Consider the following 18,070-nt stretch of genomic DNA (forward strand, 5'->3'; position numbering starts at 1 on the left):
CCTCAGCCGCCGCCCAGCGCCGCCAGCGCTGGGCCGGTCACGCGGCAGATGCGCCAGTCAGGCATCACGGTAGCGCCCATCTTCTCGTAGAAGCGGATGGCGTTCTCGTTCCAGTCAAGCACGCACCACTCGAAGCGGCCGCAGCCGCGCTGCACGGCCAGCGCCGCCAGGTGCTGCAGCAAGGCCTTGCCCAGGCCGCTGCCGCGGTGGGCGGGCTGCACGTAGAGGTCTTCCAGGTACAGCCCCGGCTTGCCCAGGAAGGTGCTGAAGTTGGTGAAGAACAGCGCGAAGGCCACCACCTGCCCGTCGGTCTCGGCCACCACCGCCTCGGCCGCCGGACGCGGGCCGAAGAGCTGGTGCTCCAGCGTTGCGGGCGTGACGACGACCAGGTGCTCGAGCTTCTCGAACACCGCGAGTTCGCGGATCAGGCCGACGATGGCGGTGCAATCGGCGGGCGTGGCGGGGCGCAGGGTGTGGGCAGTCATGGGCCGGATTGTCACGTCCCCGGCCTGACAGCGCGCCCGCGCGCCCTGCCCTAGAGTGGGCGCATGAGCCCCGCCGACACCGCCACCCCGCCGTACAGCGCCCGCCGCGCCTCCACCTCCACCTTCCTGCCGCTGCGCGGGCTGCAGGTGCACCTGCGCTCCTGGGGCGGCCCCGAACTCGTCACGCCCGAACGCCCGCCGCTGGTGATGCTGCACGGCTGGATGGACGTGGGCGCCTCGTTCCAGTTCGTGGTGGACGCGCTGGCCGAGGCCGAAGGCTTCGAGCGCTGGGTGCTGGCGCCCGACTGGCGCGGCTTCGGCCTCACCAGCACGCCAGTGGCCGACACCTACTGGTTCCCCGACTACCTGGCCGACCTGGACGCCCTGCTCGATGCCGTGCTGCCGACCGAGGCCCACCCCGCCATCGACCTGCTGGGCCACAGCATGGGTGGCAACGTGGTGATGAGCTACGCCGGCCTGCGGCCGCAGCGCATCCGCCGCCTCGTCAACCTGGAAGGCTTCGGCCTGCCGGCGACCAAGCCCGAGCACGCGCCGAAGCGCGTGCTGCAGTGGCTGGACGAGTTGAAGACGCCGCAGACCCTCAAAAGCTACTCCAGCGTCGACGAAGTGGCCCAGCGCCTGATGAAGAACAACCCGCTGCTGCCGGCCGACAAGGCCGCCTGGCTGGCGCCGCACTGGGCGCGGCAGGAGGCCGACGGCCGCTGGCACATCCTGGGCGACCCGGCGCACAAGCGCGTGAACCCGGTGCTCTACCAGGTGGCCGAGATCCTGCAGACCTGGGGCCAGATCAGCGCCCCGGTGCTGTGGGTGGAAGGCGACCAGACGCAGCTGGCCCAGTGGTGGGGCACGCGCTACAGCAAGGAAGAGTTCCACCAGCGCCTGACCGTGGTGCGAGACGTGCAGAAGGCCTTGCTGGCGCCCTGCGGCCACATGCTGCACCACGACCAGCCCGAGGCCCTGGCCGGACATCTGCGGGCCTTCCTGGGGCCGCGGCCTGCTTGAGCGAGAATCCGGGGCTTGATTTGAGGCCAAGCCCACCATGGATATCGAACACATCAACTCGATCGGCACGCTGCTCGCCGATCTGAGCGCCCGCACCGAGCAGCTCCGGGGGTATCTTTGACTACGACCGCAAAGCCCTGCGGTTGAACGAAGTCAACGCCGCGCTGGAGAACCCCGCGGTCTGGAACGACCCCAAGCGCGCCCAGGAGCTGGGCCGCGAGAAGAAGACGCTGGAGACCGTGGTCGAGACCATCGACCACCTCAAGCGCAACCTCGACGACAACGCCGAGCTCTACGAGATGAGCAAGGAAGAAGGCGACGAGGACGGCCTGAAGGCCATCGAAGCCGAAGCCCAGGCGCTGCAGAAGACGGTGGAGGACCTCGAGTTCCGCCGCATGTTCAGCAACTCGGCCGACCCGCTGAACTGCTTCATCGACATCCAGGCCGGCGCCGGCGGCACCGAGGCCTGCGATTGGGCCGGCATGCTGCTGCGCCAGTACCTGAAGTACGCCGAACGCAAGGGCTTCAAGGCCACGCTGGAAGACGAGACGCCGGGCGACGTGGCTGGCATCAAGAGCGCCACCATCAAGGTGGAGGGCGACTACGCCTTCGGCCACCTGCGCACCGAGACCGGCGTGCACCGCCTGGTGCGCAAGAGCCCGTTCGACAGCGCCGGCGGCCGGCACACGAGCTTCGCCTCGCTCTTCGTCTACCCCGAGGTGGACGATTCGATCGAGATCGAGATCAACCCGTCCGACGTGCGCACCGACACCTTCCGCGCCAGCGGCGCTGGCGGCCAGCACATCAACAAGACCGATTCGGCGGTGCGGCTGACGCACATCCCCACCGGCATCGTGGTGCAGTGCCAGGACGGCCGCAGCCAGCACAGCAACCGCGACGTGGCGTGGAAACGCCTGCGTTCGCGCCTGTACGACCATGAGATGCGCAAGCGCATGGAAGAACAGCAGAAGCTGGAAGACACCAAGACCGACGTGGGCTGGGGCCACCAGATCCGCAGCTATGTGCTGGACCAGAGCCGCATCAAGGACCTGCGCACCAACGTCGAGATCAGCAACACGCAGAAGGTGCTGGACGGCGACTTGGACGCCTTCATCGAAGCCAGCTTGAAGCAGGGTCTGTGACCCTGCCTTCCACGCCCCTGCGTCGCATTCACACGGAGACCACGCCCCATGCGTGAAGCCACCACCACGCTCGTGCGCCGCGAAGCCTACGCGGCGCCGGCGTTTTTCATCCGCACGGCCGAGTTCACGTTTGATCTCGACCCGGCCAAGACCATCGTCGCCAGCAAGCTGCAGATCGAGCGCAACGCCGAGGCCGCCCCCGGCCAGGCGCTGCGCCTGCACGGCGAAGGCCTCACGCTGCTGCGTGTGCAGGCCGACGGCCAGAGCGTCAGCTTCCGCCATGAAGGCGACGAACTCGTCATCGACAACCCGCCGGCGGCCGAGCGCTTTCTGCTCGAGATCCGCAACACCTGCGCGCCCGAGAAGAACACCGAGCTCAGCGGCCTGTACACCAGCGGCGGCGGCTTCTTCACGCAGTGCGAGGCCGAAGGCTTCCGCCGCATCACCTACTTCCTGGACCGGCCCGACGTGATGGCGGTCTACACCGTCACGCTGCGCGCCGACAAGGCCAAGTACCCGGTGCTGCTGAGCAACGGCAACCTGCTGGAAGAAGGCGCGCTCGACGGTGGCCGCCACTTTGCCAAGTGGCACGACCCCTTCCCCAAGCCCAGCTACCTGTTCGCGCTGGTGGCCGGGCAGCTGGTGTGCCGCGAGCAGCGCATCCGCACGCGCGCCGGGCGCGACCACCTGCTGCAGATCTACGTGCGGCCGGGCGATCTGGAAAAGACCGAGCACGCGATGAACTCGCTGGTGGCCAGCGTGGTGTGGGACGAAGCCCGCTTCGGCCTGGCGCTCGACCTCGACCGCTTCATGGTGGTGGCGGTGGAGGACTACAACGGCGGCGCGATGGAGAACAAGGGCCTGAACCTGTTCAACACCAAGCTGCTGCTGGCGAATGCGGCCACGGCCACCGATGCCGATTTCGCGGCCATCGAGAGCGTCATCGCCCACGAGTACTTCCACAACTGGACGGGCAACCGCATCACTTGCCGCGACTGGTTCCAGCTCAGCCTGAAGGAAGGCCTGACGGTCTTCCGCGACCAGGAATTCAGCATGGACATGGCCGGCGCCGCGTCAGCGCGTGCCGTGCAGCGCATCCAGGACGTGCTGCGCCTGCGTGCGATGCAGTTCCCGGAAGACGCTGGCCCCATGGCGCACCCGGTGCGGCCTGACGGCTACCTCGAGATCAACAACTTCTACACCGCCACGGTGTACGAGAAGGGGGCCGAGGTCGTGCGCATGATGCACACGCTGGTGGGCCGCGAAGGCTTCCGCCGCGGCATGGACCTCTACTTCCAGCGCCACGACGGCCAGGCCGTGACCTGCGACGATTTCGCGCAGGCCATCGCCGACGCCAACCCCGGCAGCGAACTCGCCAGCCGGCTGGACGTGTTCAAGCGCTGGTACGCCCAGGCCGGCACGCCGCGCTTGAGCGCACAAGGCGAGTACAGCGCCGAAGAACGCCGCTACACCCTCACGCTCAGCCAGCACAGCGAGCCTTCGCCGGGCCAGCCGAGCAAGCAGCCCTATGTCATCCCCGTGGTGACGGGCCTGCTGGCCGCCGACGGCCGCGCGCTGTGCGAAGAGCGCACGCTGGTGCTGGACACCGCGCAGCAGAGCTTCGTCTTCGAGAACATCGACGCCCAGCCCGTGCCTTCGCTGCTGCGCGGTTTCAGCGCCCCGGTGCGGCTGGACGATGGCCTGTCGGACGTCGAACGCGTGATCCTGCTGGCCCACGACGGCGACGCCTTCAACCGCTGGGAAGCCGGCCAGCGCCTGATGCTGGCCCGCCTGCTGCGCGCCGTGCACAGCGGAGAGCCGCCGGTGCTGGACGCCGCCCTGGCGCGCGCCCTGCGCAGCGTGCTGCGCGACCCGGCGCTGGACCCGGCCTTCAAGGCCCTGGCGCTGGAAGCCCCGAGCGAGAGCTACATCGCCGAACAGCTGACCGGCGCCGACCCGCAGCGCATCCATGCCGTGCGCGAGCAGTGGCGCGCGCTGATGGCCGAGCAGCTGGCCGAAGACTGGGCCTGGGCTTTCGAGACCCACCAGGTGAAAGACGGCTACAGCCCCGTGGCCGAGCAGGCCGGCCCGCGTGCGCTGGCCAACCTGGCGCTGGGCATGCTGGTGCTGCAAGCCGTGCGCAGCGGCGACACCGTGTGGCCGGGCCGCGCCTACCAGCGCTTCAAGGACGCCGGCAACATGACCGAACGCCTGGGCGCCTTGAGCGCGCTGGTGAACGCGCACGCGCCGCTGGCAGACCAGGCGCTGGCGCGTTTCCACGCCATGGCCGCGGGTGATGCCCTGGTGCTGGACAAGTGGTTCGCGCTGCAGGCCAGTGCCAGCGAGGCCGTGCCCGGCGTGCACCCCGACAGCGCCCAGCCCGGCGCGGTGTTCGCCCGCGCCAAGGCGCTGCTCAAGCACCCTGACTTTTCGCTGAAGAACCCCAACCGAACGCGCAGCCTGCTCACGATGCTTTGCACGATGAACCCGGCCGCCTTCCACCGCATGGATGCCGCCGGCTACGTGCTGTGGGCCGACAAGCTGCTGGAGCTGGACGCTTTGAACCCGCACGTGGCCGGCCGCCTGGCCCGCGCCATGGACCGCTGGGCCGCGCTGGCCGAGCCCTACCGCAGCGCCGCGCGCGAGGCCGTCAGCCGCGTGGCCGCCAAGGCCGACCTGAGCAACGACGTGCGCGAGATCGTCACACGCGCGCTGGAAGGACAAGCATGAAACGCATCAGCCTCACGCAGTACCTGGTCGAGCAGCAGCGCGAGCACGGGCACATCCCCGGTCAGCTGCGCCTGCTGATCGAGGTGGTGGCCCGCGCCTGCAAGCGCATCGCCATCGCGGTGAACAAGGGCGCCTTGGGCGAGGTGCTGGGCAGCGCCGGCAGCGAGAACGTGCAGGGCGAGGTGCAGAAGAAGCTCGACATCATCAGCAACGAGGTGCTGATCGAGACCAACGAGTGGGGCGGCCACTTGGCGGCCATGGCCAGCGAGGAGATGGACTCCATCCACGTCGTGCCCAACCGCTACCCGCAGGGCGAGTACCTGCTGCTGTTCGACCCGCTGGACGGCAGCAGCAACATCGACGTCAACGTCTCCATCGGCACCATCTTCAGCGTGCTGCGCAAGGTGGGCCACACGCGCGGCGTGAGCGAGGAAGACTTCCACCAGCCCGGCAAGCACCAGGCCGCCGCCGGCTACTGCGTCTACGGCCCGCAGACCATGCTGGTGCTGACCGTGGGCGACGGCGTGGCCATGTTCACGCTCGACCGCGAGACCGGCAGCTGGGTGCTCACGCAGGACGGCGTGCAGATCCCGGAAGACACCAAGGAGTTCGCCATCAACATGTCGAACATGCGCCACTGGGCGCCGCCGGTGAAGCAGTACATCGACGAATGCCTGCAGGGGCGTGATGGCCCGCGCGGCAAGGACTTCAACATGCGCTGGGTGGCCAGCATGGTGGCCGACGTGCACCGCATCCTCACGCGCGGCGGCATCTTCATGTACCCCTGGGACCAGCGCGAGCCCGACAAGCCCGGCAAGCTGCGCCTGATGTACGAGGCCAACCCCATGGCCTTCATCGTCGAGCAGGCCGGCGGCATGGCCACCAACGGCCGCGAACGCATCCTCGACATCCAGCCCGAGAAGCTGCACCAGCGTGTGAGCGTGGTGCTGGGTTCGAAGAACGAGGTCAAGCGCGTGACCGACCTGCACCTGGCGGCCGGCCCGGCCGCCTGAACACGGGCTGCCGCCTACAATTTGTGGTTTTGCCGCCGTGGCCGCGTGCCACGGCCTGCCGAGGTACCTTTCGTGTCTGAGCCGACTCCTGCCGTTGTGAACGCTGCCGCCCCCGCCATCGTGTCGGACCTGCCCACGCTCGAGCGCGAGCTGGCCGAACTGTTCGTGCAGGCGCTGAACCTCGAAACGCCGGCCGCCGAGATCGACCCCGCCGCTTCGCTTTTCGGCGACGGCCTGGGCCTGGATTCGATCGACATCCTGGAAGTGGCGCTGGAGGTCTCGCACCGATACGGCTTCCAGCTGCGCTCTGACGACGAGAACAACCACCAGATCTTCCGCTCGCTGCGCAGCCTGGCGGCCCACGTGGCCCAGCACCGCACCAAGTAAGCACCCCATGTCTCGGTGGCGCGTGCTGGCCGTGGCCGCCGGCTTCATTGCCTACGCGCTGCTCTCCTGGGCCCTGATGGCCTGGTGGCCCGCCAGCCCGTGGGCGGTGGCCGCGCTCTTCGGGCCGCTGCTGGTGCCCTTGCTGGTGGCCGGTGTGGTCAAGAAACACGGGCCTTCTCTTCTGGGCGCGCTGGCCCTGGTGGCGCTGCTGGCCGCGGTGCTGTGGCGCGGCGGGGCCGACGTGAACCGGCTCTACGTGCTGCAGCACGCCGGCATCCACGCGCTGCTGGGCTGGGGTTTCGCCGTCACGCTGCGCCCCGGCGCCACGCCGCTGATCACGATGATGGCCGAACGCATCCACCGCGAATTCACGCCCGCCATGCGCGCCTACACACGCTGGCTCACGGGGCTGTGGGTGGTGTACTTCGTGGCGATGATCGGCGTGTCCTTCACGCTCTACCTGCTGGCGCCGTGGACCTGGTGGTCGTTCTATTGCAGCGTGCTCACGCCGCTGGCCGCGGGCGTGTTCATGGTGGTGGAGCACGTGCTGCGCTACCAGCGCCACCCCGAGTTCGAGCGTGTCAGCCTGGCCCAGGTGGTGCAGGCCTGGCGCGCCACCGGGCGCTGAACGCGGCGCCCTTGTTGTTGTGACGATGACCGAGATCTCCGCCCCCACCGCCCTGCCCCTGCTGGCCGCGCGCGACCTCGCCGCACCGCTGGCCTGGCGCCGTGGCGTGCCCGTCAGTGCGGCGGCTTTCCTGGGCCAGGCGCAGGCGCTGGCGCAAACGCTGCCGGCGGCCGGGCGCCCCATCAACCTGTGCCAGGACCGCTACCGCTTTGGGCTGGGCCTGGCCGCGGCGCTGCTGCGCGGCCACACCAGCCTGATGCCGCCCAACGCGCTGCCCGAAACGCTGCGCGCGCTGCAGGCCGATGGCGACCCGGCCCCGGCCTACGCGATGGTGGACGACGCGGCGCTCGATGTCGGCGGCCTTCAGCGCGTGTTCATCGAGCCCCGGGAAGACGCCGCGCCCGCCACCGACGTGCCGCTGATCCCGGCGGCGCTCGAAGCCGTGCGCCTGCTCACCAGCGGCAGCACGGGCGCGCCGCAACCGCACGGCAAACGCTGGGGCGCGCTGGTGCTGAACATCGGCGCCGAAGCCGAGCGCCTGGCCGCGCTGTGCGGCCGGCCCACGCTGGCCGGCCTGACGCTGCTGGGCACGGTGCCGGCGCAGCACAGCTACGGGTTTGAATCCACCGTGCTGCTGGCCCTGCTGGGCGGCGCGTGTTTCGACGCCGGCCGGCCTTTCTACCCGGCCGACATCGCCGCGGCTCTGGGCACCGTGCCGGCGCCGCGCGCGCTGGTGACCACGCCCTTCCACCTGAAGACGCTGTTGCTGGCCGGCGTCGCGCTGCCGCCGGTGGACCTGCTGCTCTCGGCCACCGCGCCGCTCTCGCCGCAACTGGCCCAGCAGGCCGAGGTGGCCACGGGCGGCACGCTGGTGGAGATCTACGGCTGCACCGAAGCCGGCCAGGTGGCCACGCGCCGCACCACGGCGGGCGAGACCTGGCACACGCTGGGCGCCTTGCGCGTGTGGCGCGAGGCACAGGCCGATGCCGCGGGCGGCGAATCTTTCCTCGTGCAAGGCGGCCATGTCATCGAGCCCACGCCGCTGGCCGATGTGCTGGAGATCGAGAGCCCCACGCACTTCCGCCTGCTCGGCCGTGCCAACGACCTCATCCACGTCGCCGGCAAGCGCAGCTCACTCGCGCACCTGAACTTCCACCTGAACCGCATCGCCGGCGTGGACGACGGCGCGTTCTGGATGCCCGAAGAACGGGCCGACGGCATCGCGCGACCGGTGGCCTTCGTCGTGGCGCCCACGCTGACGGCGCGGCAAGTCATCGAAGCGCTGCGTGAACACCTCGAGCCCGCCTTCGTGCCGCGCCGCGTGCTGCACGTGCCCGCACTGCCGCGCGAGGCCACGGGCAAGCTCACGGCGGCCGTGCTGGCGCGTTTTGCGCAAGACGCGCTGGCCGCGGGCGGGCGCTACTTTGTGGGCGCCGACCACCCGGCCTTCCCGGGCCACTTCCCGGGCCAGCCGGTGCTGCCTGGCGTGGCGGTGCTGGCCTTCGTGATGCGCGCGCTGGACGAACAGCCCGAACTGCGCCAGCGCCTGGGTGCGGTGCCGCAGATCAACAACGTGAAGTTCCTGAGCCCGGTGCTGCCCGAGACGGCGCTGCAGGTGCTGCTGCAGCCGCAGGGCAGCGGCGTGGGCTTCGAGGTGCGGCGCGAAGACGGCGCCTCGGTGGTGGCCAAGGGCCTGCTGACGGCAGGCACCCCCGCATGACCGCGCCGGCCCGGGAACAGGACACGCGCCACCTGCGCGACTGGAGCGCCACGCCCGAGCGCAGCAACCTGCTCGCCATCCGCACCATCGCATGGATCGCCACGCACCTGGGCCGGCCGGTGGCGCGGCTGGTGCTGCACCCCATCGCGCTGTACTACCTGCTGTTTGCGCCCGTGGCGCGGCGCGCTTCGCGCCGCTACCTCACGCGGGCCCTGGGCCGCCCGGCCGGCTGGGCCGACCTCTACCGCCACATCCACGCCTTCGCGTCGGTGGCGCTGGACCGCATCTGGTTCGCCGCCGGCCGCATGGACTTGTTCGACATGCCCATCAGCGGCGGCGCCGTGATGGAGCAGGCGCTGGCCGAGGGCCGCGGCGTCTACCTGCTGGGCGCGCACCTCGGCAGCTTCGAGGCGCTGCACGCCGTGGGTTTGAGCCACCCCGGCCTGCCGGTGGCGATGGTGATGTACCCGCAGAACGCGCGCATGATCCACACGGTGCTGCAGGCCCTGGCGCCCGATTTCGACGTCAGCATCATCCCCATCGGCCAGCGCGGCTCGGCGCTGGCCATCCGCGATTTCCTCGACAAGGGCGGCCTCACCGGCCTGATGGGCGACCGCTACATCCCCAGCGAAGGCGTGCAGGAGAACAGCATCGCGCTGCGCTTCCTTGGCCAGGAGACGCGTTTCACCGACGGCCCCGTGCGCTTGGCGATGATGCTCAAGCGCCGCGTGATCTTCATGGTGGGCCTGTACCGCGGCGGCCGACGCTACGAGGTGCGCTTCGAAGAACTGGCCGATTTCCGCACGCCGCCGGCCGAGCCCGCCGCGCGTGAGGCGCTGGTGCAGGCCACCGTGGCGGCCTACGTGCAGCGCCTGGAAGCCTTGTGCCGCGAGGCGCCCTACAACTGGTTCAACTTCTATGACTACTGGCATGAAGACGAAGCCGGCTGACCCGGGCCGTCGTGCAGGCCTGCAGGCGGCTGCGGCAGCCCTGGGCTTGCTCGCCATCGCTCCGGCTGCGCTGCACGCCCAGCCCAAGCCCTTCGACCTGGCCGCGTTGATGGCCCTGCTGGCCCAGCGCAAGGGCGGCGAGGCGCGTTTCACGGAAGAGCGCACCGTCAGCACGCTGGACAACCCGCTGCGCGCCAGCGGGCGCCTGAGCTTCCAGGCGCCCGACCGTTTCGCGCGCTACACCGAAGAGCCGACCACCGAGAGCATGGAGGTGCAGGGCAACCAGGTGCTGCTCAAGCGCGGCAGCCGCACGCGGCAGATGGCGCTGGACGCCGTGCCCGAACTGGCAGCGCTGGCCGATGCGATGCGCGGCACGCTGAATGGGGACGCCGCCGCGCTGCAACGCCACTTCAAGGCCCAGGTCAGCGGCAACGCCGCGCGCTGGGTCTTGCTGCTCACGCCGCTGGACCTGCGCCTGGCGCGCAGCGTGCAGCAGTTGGAGATCGCCGGCCTGGGGCCCGACGTGCGCAGCATCGACCTGCGCCTGGTGGGCGGCGACCGTTCGCTGATGCTGGTGGAGCCGCTGGCGGCCGCTGCTGCACCGGCCGCACCGGCCAAGAAGTGAACACGCCGACCGGCCTGCAGCCCCTGGGCGCGCTCAGCACGCGCCACCGCGCGGCCGTGCTCGCGCTGTGGCTGGCCGCGCTGCTGCTGGCGGCCTGGCAGATAACGCGCACGCCTTTCACGGCCGACCTGAGCGCCTTCCTGCCGGCCACGGCCGACGCGCAGCAGCAGGTGCTGATCGACCAGATCCGCAGCGGCGCACCAGCACGCACGCTCTTCATCGGCATCGAGGGCGGCGACACCGCGCAGCGCGTGGCCGCCTCGAAGCAGCTGGCCGCCAAGCTGCGCGAAGGTGGCCGCTTCGACCAGGTCAGCAACGGCGAGAACGACGCCTGGGCCGGCGTGGGCCGCTGGATGGTGGAGCGCCGCTACCTGCTCAGCCCGGCCGTCACGCCCGAGCGCTTCACGCCCGCGGGGCTGCGCGAGGGCATCGACGAAACCCTGTCGCTGCTCGGCACCCCCGCCGGCACCGCGCTGAAGCCGCTGCTCGACCAAGACCCCACCGGCGAGGTGCAGCGCATCGCCGAAAGCATGATCCCGGTGAAATCACCGCGCACCGAAGACGGTGTCTGGGTCTCGCGCGAACTGAACGGCACGCCACCGCGCGCGCTGCTGCTGGCCGGCATCCGCGGCGATGGCGCCGACCTCGACGGCCAGCAGGCCGCCATCACCAGCGTGCGCGAAGGTTTTGCGGCCGTGCAGGCCGCGCTGAACGCGCCGCAACTGAAGCTGCTGGTCAGCGGCGCGCCGGTGTTTTCGGTCGACAGCCGCGCGCAGATCCAGGGCGAGGTGGAGTGGCTCGCGCTCACTGGCACGCTGGTGATGAGCGCGCTGCTGCTCGTGGCCTTCGCTTCGCCGCTGGCCTTGGCCGTGGCCCTGCTGCCGGTGGCCACCGGCATCGTCGCGGGCATCGTGGTGGTGAGCCTCGTCTTCGGCAACGTGCACGGCGTGACGCTGGGTTTCGGCTCCACGCTGATTGGCGAGGCGGTGGACTACGCCATCTACTACCTCATCCAGGCGCGTGGCCAGGGTGGCACGGGCTGGCGGCAATGGCTGCGCGGCAACTGGCCCACGGTGCGGCTGGGGCTGTTGACGTCGCTGTGCGGCTTTGCGGCGCTGCTGTTCTCGGGCTTCCCGGGGCTGCAGCAGCTGGGCGTGTTCTCGCTGGCCGGGCTGGTGGGCGCGGTGCTCACCACGCGCTTCGTGCTGCCGGTGCTGCGGCCCGACGGCACCCACGGCCAGGGCCTGCGCCGGCCGCTGGCCGTGGCCTCGCGCGCCGCGATGGGCTGGCTGCCGCGCACGCGCTGGCTGTGGTTGGCCCTCGGCCTGGCCTCGCTGGTGCTGGTGTGGCAGCGCGAAGGGCTGTGGCAGGCCGAACTCTCGTCGCTGAGCCCGGTGTCGAAAGAAGCGCTGGCGCTCGACGCCAGCCTGCGCGCCGACATCAGCACTGGCGGCGAAGGCGGCGCCTTCGTCGTGGTGCAGGGCCCCGACGCCGAGACCACGCTGCAGCGCGCCGAGGCCGCCGCCGCGCGGCTGGAGGCGCTGGTGAACACGCAGGCCATCGCCGGCTTCGACAGCGTCACGCGTTTCCTGCCCAGCCTGCAGACGCAGCGCCAGCGCCAGGCCGCGCTGCCCGAGCCGGCCGCGCTGCAGGCCGCACTGGCCGAAGCCACGGCCGGCGGCCCGCTGCGCGCCGAGCGGCTGGCGCCTTTCGTGCAGGCCGTGGCGCAGGCCAAGACCTTGCCGCTGGCCACGCCCGAGATGGCGCGCAACAGCGCCCTGGCCCCGCTGCTGGACGTGCTGACGCTGCAGCACCCCGACGGCCGCTGGACCGTGCTGCTGCCGCTGCAGCCGGTGGGCGAAACGGTGCCGCTGGCGCAGATCCAGGCGGCGCTGCAGGGCCTGCCGCAGACCCAGGTGCTGGACATCGGCGGCGAACTCGGCCGCATGTACACGCGCTACCTCGGCGAAGCGCGCACGCAGGCGGCACTCGGCGGGCTGGGGGTGCTGCTGGTGATGGCCGTGGCGCTGCGCAGCGGCCGCCGCGTGCTGGCGGTGAGCCAGCCGCTGCTGCTGGCCGTGCTGCTGTGCCTGGGCGGGCTGGCGCTGCTGCAGGTGCCGGTGGGCATCCTGCACCTGGTGGGCCTGCTGCTGGTGGTGGCCGTGGGCTCGAACTACGCGCTCTTCTTCGACATGCTGCAGCAGGGCGGCGGCGCGGCCGACGACGACACGCTGTCTTCGCTGCTGCTGGCCAACGTCACCACGGTGCTGGGCTTCGGGCTGATCGCCGTCTCCGACATCAAGGCCTTGTCGGCCATCGGCCAGGTGGTGGCGCCGGGCGCGCTGCTGGCCCTGGTGCTGGCGGCGGCCTTCGTGCCGCGCGGGCCTGCCCCCACTGCGCGCTCGCCAGGATCGCTGTGACAGAATTTTTGCACCATGCCTGCGCCTGCTGAGCGGCCCGCCGCCCCTGAACTTGCTGCGGCCCAGGCCCGCCCCTGGCCGTGGCCGCCGGCCTTGCGCGCCAGCGTGGGGCTGCACGCCGCGGCCGGCGCCGCGGCGCTGCTGGTGCCCGGCGCCGCGCCTTGGGCCCTGGGCGCGGTGGTGGCCAACCACCTGGGCCTCACGGCCGCCGGCCTGTGGCCGCGCAGCACGCTGCTGGGCCCCAACGTCACGCGCCTGCCGGCTGCGGCCAAGGCACGGCGCGAGTTCGCGTTGACGCTCGACGACGGCCCCGACCCCGAAGTCACGTCCGCCGTGCTCGATCTGCTCGACGAAGCCGGCGTCAAGGCCACCTTCTTCGTCATCGCCCAGCGCGCGCAGCAGCACGCCGCGCTGCTGCGCGAGACGGTGCGCCGCGGCCACGACGTGCAGAACCACAGCCACCGGCACCGCCATGACTTCTCGATGAGCGGCCCGCGCGCCCTGGCCGCCGAGATCGGCGCCGCGCAAGACCGGCTGGCCGACCTGACCGGCCAGCGCCCGCACTGCTTCCGCGCCCCGGCCGGCCTGCGCAACCCATTGCTCGACCCCGTGCTGCACCGCCTGGGCCTGCACCTGGTGAGTTGGACCCGCCGCGGCTTCGACACGCGCGATGCCGACCCCACCCGCGTGCTGGCCCGCCTGGCCGGCCCGCAGGGCGCGGCCCTGGCCGCCGGCGACATCCTGCTGCTGCACGACGGCCATGCGCGCCGCAGCGCCAGCGGGCGCCCGGTGCTTTTGGACGTGCTGCCACCACTGCTGGCCGCGGCCCGCGCCGCCGGCCTGCAGGCCACCACGCTGCGCGCCGCGCTGCCCCCGCGCCACGCCGCCTGAGCGCCCTCACCAGAACCCATGCCCTCCGCCGAACACCCCCTGCTCGGGCGCCCGCCGCGCAACCCCGCCACCAACGGCTTCTGGCAGCGCCTGCTGGACGAGGCCACCGCGCCTTACCGCGCTGCCGGGCGCTTCGCCTGGCACTTCGCGCGCGGCAAGCTGGGCCGCGACCCGGTCTTCCGCGGCATGCTCGAACGCGGTGATTTCAACCACGGCGGCCGCGTCGTCGACATCGGCTGCGGCCAGGGCCTGCTGGTCAGCCTGCTGCAGCGCTGCGGTGCGCTGGCCCAGGCCGGGCAATGGCCCGCGGGCTGGCCCGCGGCGCCCGTTGTCACGGCCTACACAGGCATCGAGCTGATGCCGCGCGACGTGCAGCGCGCCACGGCCTCGGTGGGCGCCCTCGTGCTGCCGGGCGGCGAGCAGCCGCGTTTCGTCTGCGGCGACATGCGCCACACCGCGCTGCCGGGCTGCGACCTGGTGGTCATCCTCGACGTGCTGCACTACGTGGACCACGCCGCGCAAGACGCGCTGCTGGCCCGCGTGCGCGACGCGCTGCAACCGCACGGCCGGCTGCTGCTGCGCGTGGGTGACATGGACGCGCGGCGCGGCTTCCGCATCAGTCAGTGGGTCGACATCGTCGTCACCTGGGTGCGCGGCCACCGCGCGCCGCCCACCTACGGCCGCCCCTTGGCGCAATGGCAGGCCACGCTGCAGGCCCTGGGCTTCCGCGTGCGCGCGGTGCCCATGAGCGCCGGTACGCCTTTCGCCAACGTGCTGCTCGTGGCCACGCTTTGACGCATCCTCGCCCCATGAGCACCCTCGCTTTCCAACGCACGCCCATCACCCACCACACGCTGGTCACGGCCCTGGGCCGAGGCCGCGCCGCCACCTTCGAAGCGCTGCGCAGCGGCCGCACGGGCCTGGCCCGGCGCGGCTTCGAGACGGCCGACATCGGCAGCTGGCTGGGCGTGGTGGACGGGCTGGACGAACTCGACTGGCGCGAAGACCTTGCCGCCTACGACTGCCGCAACAACCGCCTGGCCGAACTGGCGTTGCGCAGCGACTGTTTCGCCGAAGCCGTGCAGGCCGCCGCCGTGCGCTGGGGCGCGCGCCGCGTGGGCGTGTTCCTCGGCACCAGCACCTCGGGCATCCTGCAGACCGAGCTGGCCTACCGCGAACGCGACGCCGCCACCGGCGCCTTGCCCGAGAGCCTGCACTACGGCGAGACCCACAACACCGCCTCGGTGGCGCGCTACGTGCGCGCCGCGCTGGGCCTGCAGGGGCCGGCGCACGTGGTGTCCACGGCCTGTTCGTCCAGCGCCAAGGTGTTTGCCGCCGCCGAGCGCGCCATCCGCCTGGGCGTGGTGGATGCGGCCGTGGTGGGCGGCGTCGACAGCCTGTGCATGACCACGCTCTACGGCTTCAAGGCGCTGGAACTCACCTCGGGCGAGATCTGCCGGCCGTGGGATGCGGAACGTGCGGGCTTGTCCATCGGCGAGGCCGCCGCTTTCGCGCTGCTGGAGCGGCCCGACGGCCCCGCCCGCGCGATGGGCTGGCTGCTGGGCGCCGGCGAAAGCAGCGACGGGCACCACATGAGCAGCCCCCACCCCGAAGGCGCCGGCGCCGCGATGGCGATGCGCGCCGCGCTGGCCAGCGCCGGCCTGCAGCCTGGAGAGGTGGGCTACCTCAACCTGCACGGCACCGCCACGCCGGGCAACGACGCGGCCGAAGACAAGGCTGTGAGCGCCGTGTTCGGCACCGCCACGCCCTGCAGCAGCACCAAGGGCTACACCGGCCACACCTTGGGCGCGGCGGGCGGCGTGGAAGCCAGCATCGCGCTGCTGGCGCTGGAACACGGCCTGGCGCCGCCCAGCCTGAACCTGCAGACACAAGACCCGGCGCTGCACGCGCATCTGCTGCGTGAGCCACTGCAGGCAGATCTGAGAGTCGTGGCCAGCAACTCCTTCGGCTTCGGCGGCAGCAACGCCAGCCTGGTGTTTGGGGCCGCGGCATGAGCGCACCGCTGCAAGCCCGCGTGCTCGGCATCGGCGTGCTGGGCCCGGGCCTGGCCGACTGGGCCACCGGTGCCGCACTGCTGCGCGATCCAGCAACATGGCCCGCCACGCCCACCGCCGTGCCGCCGCCGCAGCGCCTGCCGGCCACCGAGCGCCGCCGCGCCGGGCCGGTGGTGAAGGTCAGCCTGGTGGCGGCCGACCAGGCCGTGGCCGCCGCGGGGCTGGAAGCCGCATCGCTGGCCACGGTCTTCACTTCGTCCACCGGCGAGCCCTCGAACTGCCACGCGCTGTGCGAGGCGCTGGCCGCGCCCGAGCGTTTGGTCTCGCCCACACGCTTCACGAACTCGGTGCACAACGCGCCGGGCGGCTACTGGCACATCGCGGTGCAGGGCATGGCGCCCTCCACCAGCCTGGCCGCGCACGACGCCAGCTTCGGCGCCGGCCTGCTGGAAGCGATGACGCAGGTGGCCGCCACTGGCGCGCCCGTGCTGCTGGTGGCCGCCGACGTGCCCTACCCCGCGCCGCTGGACGCCAAGCGGCCCACGCCCGACAGCTTCGGCGTGGCGCTGGTGCTGGGGCCGATGTCGGCGGAAGGCGCTGGTCCTTCCCTCACCCTGACGCTGCAAGCCGAAACCGCGCCCACGCCCTGCGGCCACGAAGGCCTCGACCGCGTGCGCCAGGGCGTGCCCGCCGCGCGCGCCTTGCCGCTGCTGCAGGCGCTGGCGCGGCGGCAGGCCGGCGACGCGCCGGCCGCGTCGCCGGTGCTGATCGAAGCCCTGCCCGGCCTGAGCCTGGCCGTGGCCTTGGCCTGAACCAGACACCATGCACCCCGCCACCCTCGACCGCGACGGCATCGCCGCGCGCATCCCCCACAGCGGCAGCATGTGCCTGCTCGACAGCCTGCTGCACTGGTCGGCCGACGAAGCCCTGTGCCGCGCCAGCAGCCACCGCGACGCCACGAACCCGCTGCGCTCGCCCGGCGGGCTGCTCTCGCCCGTGGCCATCGAATACGCCTCGCAGGCCATGGCCTTGCACGGCGGCCTCACCGCAGCCCCGGGCAGCGTGCCCTCGGCCGGCTTCCTGGCCGCGGCGCGCGGCGTCAACCTTCATGTGGCCCGGCTCGACGAAGTGCCCGGCGCGCTGCTGGTGCACGTCAAGCGCCTGGCCGGCGCCGAGGCGCAGGCACTCTACAGCTTCGAGCTGAAGAACGAAGCCGGCCAGCTGCTGGTAGACGGCCGCGCGACCGTGGTGCTGAACACGCCGCTGGCGCCTGTCTGATCCTTTTGAGAGCCCCCTGATGAGCACCCCACCCCTGCAAGGCAAACGCGCCCTCGTCACCGGCGCCAGCGGCGCCCTGGGCGCCGCCATCGCGCGCCGCCTCTCGGCCCAGGGCGCGCACCTGCTGCTGCATGCCAATGGCAACGCGAATGCCGTGCAAACGCTGGCCGAAGAACTGAAGGCCGCCGGCGGCAGCGCCGAGACGATGGTGTTCGACCTCACCAGCGACGAAGCCACCGCCGCCGCCGTGGCGCAGATGCTGGCTGGCGGCGCGGTGCAGATCGTCGTCAACAACGCCGGCATCCACGACGACGCCGTCTTCCCCGGCATGCGCGCTGCGCAGTGGCACCGCGTCATCGACGTCTCCTTGCACGGTTTCTTCCGCGTCACGCAACCGCTGATGCTGCCGATGCTGCGCACACGCTGGGGCCGCGTGATCAACATCTCGTCGGTGGCCGCGCTCTCGGGCAACCGCGGGCAGGTGAACTACTCGGCGGCCAAGGGCGCGATCAACAGCGCCACCAAGTCGCTGAGCCAGGAAGTGGCCAGCCGCGGCGTGACGGTCAACGCCATCGCGCCGGGCATCATCGCTTCGCCCATGGCCGACGGCAGCTTCGACAAGGCCACCATCGAGCAGATCGTGCCAGCCAAGCGCGCCGGCACGCCGGAAGAGGTGGCCGCGCTGGCCGGCTTCCTGGCCAGCCCCGAGGCGGGCTACATCACCGGGCAGGTCATCTCGGTCAATGGCGGTCTGTACTGAGAC

General features: G+C 71.6%; 17 protein-coding genes. 16 read left to right on the forward strand and 1 reads right to left on the reverse strand.

Annotated elements, in window-relative coordinates; translation table 11 throughout:
- Positions 1-2: 2 nt before the first annotated feature.
- The gene (locus EOE66_RS12090) at positions 3-485 is read right to left on the reverse strand and encodes a GNAT family N-acetyltransferase (protein ID WP_128228909.1); all 483 of its coding nucleotides are present in this window, start codon (positions 483-485) and stop codon (positions 3-5) included.
- A 63-nt stretch (positions 486-548) separates the two neighbouring features.
- Between EOE66_RS12090 and EOE66_RS12095 the strand changes: the two genes are divergently transcribed.
- The 16 genes from EOE66_RS12095 (at position 549) to fabG (ending at position 18,067) form a co-directional block, all read left to right on the forward strand.
- Positions 549-1,508, forward strand: a complete 960-nt coding sequence (locus EOE66_RS12095; protein ID WP_128228910.1) for an alpha/beta fold hydrolase — start codon at positions 549-551, stop codon at positions 1,506-1,508.
- Positions 1,509-1,545: 37 nt separating this feature from the next.
- Positions 1,546-2,650 (forward strand): peptide chain release factor 2 gene (gene prfB, locus EOE66_RS12100; RefSeq protein ID WP_128228911.1). Its coding sequence is split into 2 segments (ribosomal slippage): positions 1,546-1,626 and positions 1,628-2,650, totalling 1,104 coding nucleotides; the frame shifts between segments, so codons are not numbered across the junction.
- A 48-nt stretch (positions 2,651-2,698) separates the two neighbouring features.
- On the forward strand, positions 2,699-5,380 hold the full coding sequence (gene pepN, locus EOE66_RS12105; RefSeq protein WP_128228912.1) for an aminopeptidase N: 2,682 nt from the start codon (positions 2,699-2,701) through the stop codon (positions 5,378-5,380).
- The gene (locus EOE66_RS12110) at positions 5,377-6,393 is read left to right on the forward strand and encodes a class 1 fructose-bisphosphatase (RefSeq protein ID WP_128228913.1); all 1,017 of its coding nucleotides are present in this window, start codon (positions 5,377-5,379) and stop codon (positions 6,391-6,393) included. The genes pepN and EOE66_RS12110 overlap by 4 nt, the downstream gene beginning before the upstream one ends.
- A 96-nt stretch (positions 6,394-6,489) precedes the next feature.
- Positions 6,490-6,780 carry a phosphopantetheine-binding protein gene (locus EOE66_RS12115; RefSeq protein WP_128228914.1) on the forward strand — a complete coding sequence of 97 codons (291 nt, stop codon included), beginning with the start codon at positions 6,490-6,492 and terminating at the stop codon, positions 6,778-6,780.
- A 7-nt stretch (positions 6,781-6,787) separates the two neighbouring features.
- Positions 6,788-7,408 (forward strand): COG4648 family protein, encoded by a 621-nt coding sequence (locus EOE66_RS12120; RefSeq protein ID WP_128228915.1) that lies wholly within the window; start codon positions 6,788-6,790, stop codon positions 7,406-7,408.
- 25 nt (positions 7,409-7,433) lie between these two features.
- Positions 7,434-9,128 carry an ApeI family dehydratase gene (locus tag EOE66_RS12125; RefSeq protein ID WP_205702682.1) on the forward strand — a complete coding sequence of 565 codons (1,695 nt, stop codon included), beginning with the start codon at positions 7,434-7,436 and terminating at the stop codon, positions 9,126-9,128.
- On the forward strand, positions 9,125-10,078 hold the full coding sequence (locus tag EOE66_RS12130; protein ID WP_128228916.1) for a lysophospholipid acyltransferase family protein: 954 nt from the start codon (positions 9,125-9,127) through the stop codon (positions 10,076-10,078). Before EOE66_RS12125 ends, EOE66_RS12130 begins: the two co-directional genes overlap by 4 nt.
- Entirely contained in the window at positions 10,059-10,703 is a 645-nt protein-coding gene (locus tag EOE66_RS12135) for a LolA-related protein (RefSeq protein WP_128228917.1), read from the forward strand. The genes EOE66_RS12130 and EOE66_RS12135 overlap by 20 nt, the downstream gene beginning before the upstream one ends.
- On the forward strand, positions 10,700-13,123 hold the full coding sequence (locus tag EOE66_RS12140; RefSeq protein ID WP_245479011.1) for an MMPL family transporter: 2,424 nt from the start codon (positions 10,700-10,702) through the stop codon (positions 13,121-13,123). Before EOE66_RS12135 ends, EOE66_RS12140 begins: the two co-directional genes overlap by 4 nt.
- A 15-nt stretch (positions 13,124-13,138) precedes the next feature.
- Entirely contained in the window at positions 13,139-14,014 is an 876-nt protein-coding gene (locus EOE66_RS12145; protein ID WP_128228918.1) for a polysaccharide deacetylase family protein, read from the forward strand.
- 18 nt (positions 14,015-14,032) lie between these two features.
- Positions 14,033-14,809: a class I SAM-dependent methyltransferase gene (locus tag EOE66_RS12150; protein WP_128228919.1), complete on the forward strand. Its 777-nt coding sequence runs from the start codon at positions 14,033-14,035 to the stop codon at positions 14,807-14,809.
- A gap of 14 nt (positions 14,810-14,823) precedes the next feature.
- Positions 14,824-16,029: a beta-ketoacyl-ACP synthase gene (locus tag EOE66_RS12155; protein ID WP_128228920.1), complete on the forward strand. Its 1,206-nt coding sequence runs from the start codon at positions 14,824-14,826 to the stop codon at positions 16,027-16,029.
- Complete coding sequence (locus EOE66_RS12160) at positions 16,026-16,841, forward strand: beta-ketoacyl synthase chain length factor (RefSeq protein ID WP_128228921.1); 816 nt, start codon at positions 16,026-16,028, stop codon at positions 16,839-16,841. The genes EOE66_RS12155 and EOE66_RS12160 overlap by 4 nt, the downstream gene beginning before the upstream one ends.
- Before the next feature lie 10 nt (positions 16,842-16,851).
- A complete protein-coding gene (locus EOE66_RS12165; protein WP_128228922.1) occupies positions 16,852-17,307 on the forward strand; it encodes a hotdog family protein in 456 nt (151 codons plus the stop codon).
- A 19-nt stretch (positions 17,308-17,326) separates the two neighbouring features.
- Positions 17,327-18,067, forward strand: coding sequence for a 3-oxoacyl-ACP reductase FabG (gene fabG, locus EOE66_RS12170; protein WP_128228923.1), 741 nt, complete (start codon positions 17,327-17,329; stop codon positions 18,065-18,067).
- Positions 18,068-18,070 lie beyond the last annotated feature (3 nt).

Origin of the sequence: Rubrivivax rivuli (genome assembly GCF_004016505.1) — a bacterium.
In the GTDB taxonomy this organism is placed as follows: Bacteria; Pseudomonadota; Gammaproteobacteria; order Burkholderiales; family Burkholderiaceae_C; genus Rubrivivax; species Rubrivivax rivuli.

What these genes read in the sequence shown, in the direction of transcription:
- EOE66_RS12090 (WP_128228909.1), bottom strand. Translation starts at nt 485, where the DNA reads ATGACTGCCCACACCCTGCGCCCCGCCACGCCCGCCGATTGCACCGCC.
- EOE66_RS12095 (WP_128228910.1), top strand. Translation starts at nt 549, where the DNA reads ATGAGCCCCGCCGACACCGCCACCCCGCCGTACAGCGCCCGCCGCGCC.
- pepN (WP_128228912.1), top strand. Translation starts at nt 2,699, where the DNA reads ATGCGTGAAGCCACCACCACGCTCGTGCGCCGCGAAGCCTACGCGGCG.
- EOE66_RS12110 (WP_128228913.1), top strand. Translation starts at nt 5,377, where the DNA reads ATGAAACGCATCAGCCTCACGCAGTACCTGGTCGAGCAGCAGCGCGAG.
- EOE66_RS12120 (WP_128228915.1), top strand. Translation starts at nt 6,788, where the DNA reads ATGTCTCGGTGGCGCGTGCTGGCCGTGGCCGCCGGCTTCATTGCCTAC.
- EOE66_RS12125 (WP_205702682.1), top strand. Translation starts at nt 7,434, where the DNA reads ATGACCGAGATCTCCGCCCCCACCGCCCTGCCCCTGCTGGCCGCGCGC.
- EOE66_RS12130 (WP_128228916.1), top strand. Translation starts at nt 9,125, where the DNA reads ATGACCGCGCCGGCCCGGGAACAGGACACGCGCCACCTGCGCGACTGG.
- EOE66_RS12135 (WP_128228917.1), top strand. Translation starts at nt 10,059, where the DNA reads ATGAAGACGAAGCCGGCTGACCCGGGCCGTCGTGCAGGCCTGCAGGCG.
- EOE66_RS12145 (WP_128228918.1), top strand. Translation starts at nt 13,139, where the DNA reads ATGCCTGCGCCTGCTGAGCGGCCCGCCGCCCCTGAACTTGCTGCGGCC.
- EOE66_RS12150 (WP_128228919.1), top strand. Translation starts at nt 14,033, where the DNA reads ATGCCCTCCGCCGAACACCCCCTGCTCGGGCGCCCGCCGCGCAACCCC.
- EOE66_RS12155 (WP_128228920.1), top strand. Translation starts at nt 14,824, where the DNA reads ATGAGCACCCTCGCTTTCCAACGCACGCCCATCACCCACCACACGCTG.
- EOE66_RS12160 (WP_128228921.1), top strand. Translation starts at nt 16,026, where the DNA reads ATGAGCGCACCGCTGCAAGCCCGCGTGCTCGGCATCGGCGTGCTGGGC.
- EOE66_RS12165 (WP_128228922.1), top strand. Translation starts at nt 16,852, where the DNA reads ATGCACCCCGCCACCCTCGACCGCGACGGCATCGCCGCGCGCATCCCC.
- fabG (WP_128228923.1), top strand. Translation starts at nt 17,327, where the DNA reads ATGAGCACCCCACCCCTGCAAGGCAAACGCGCCCTCGTCACCGGCGCC.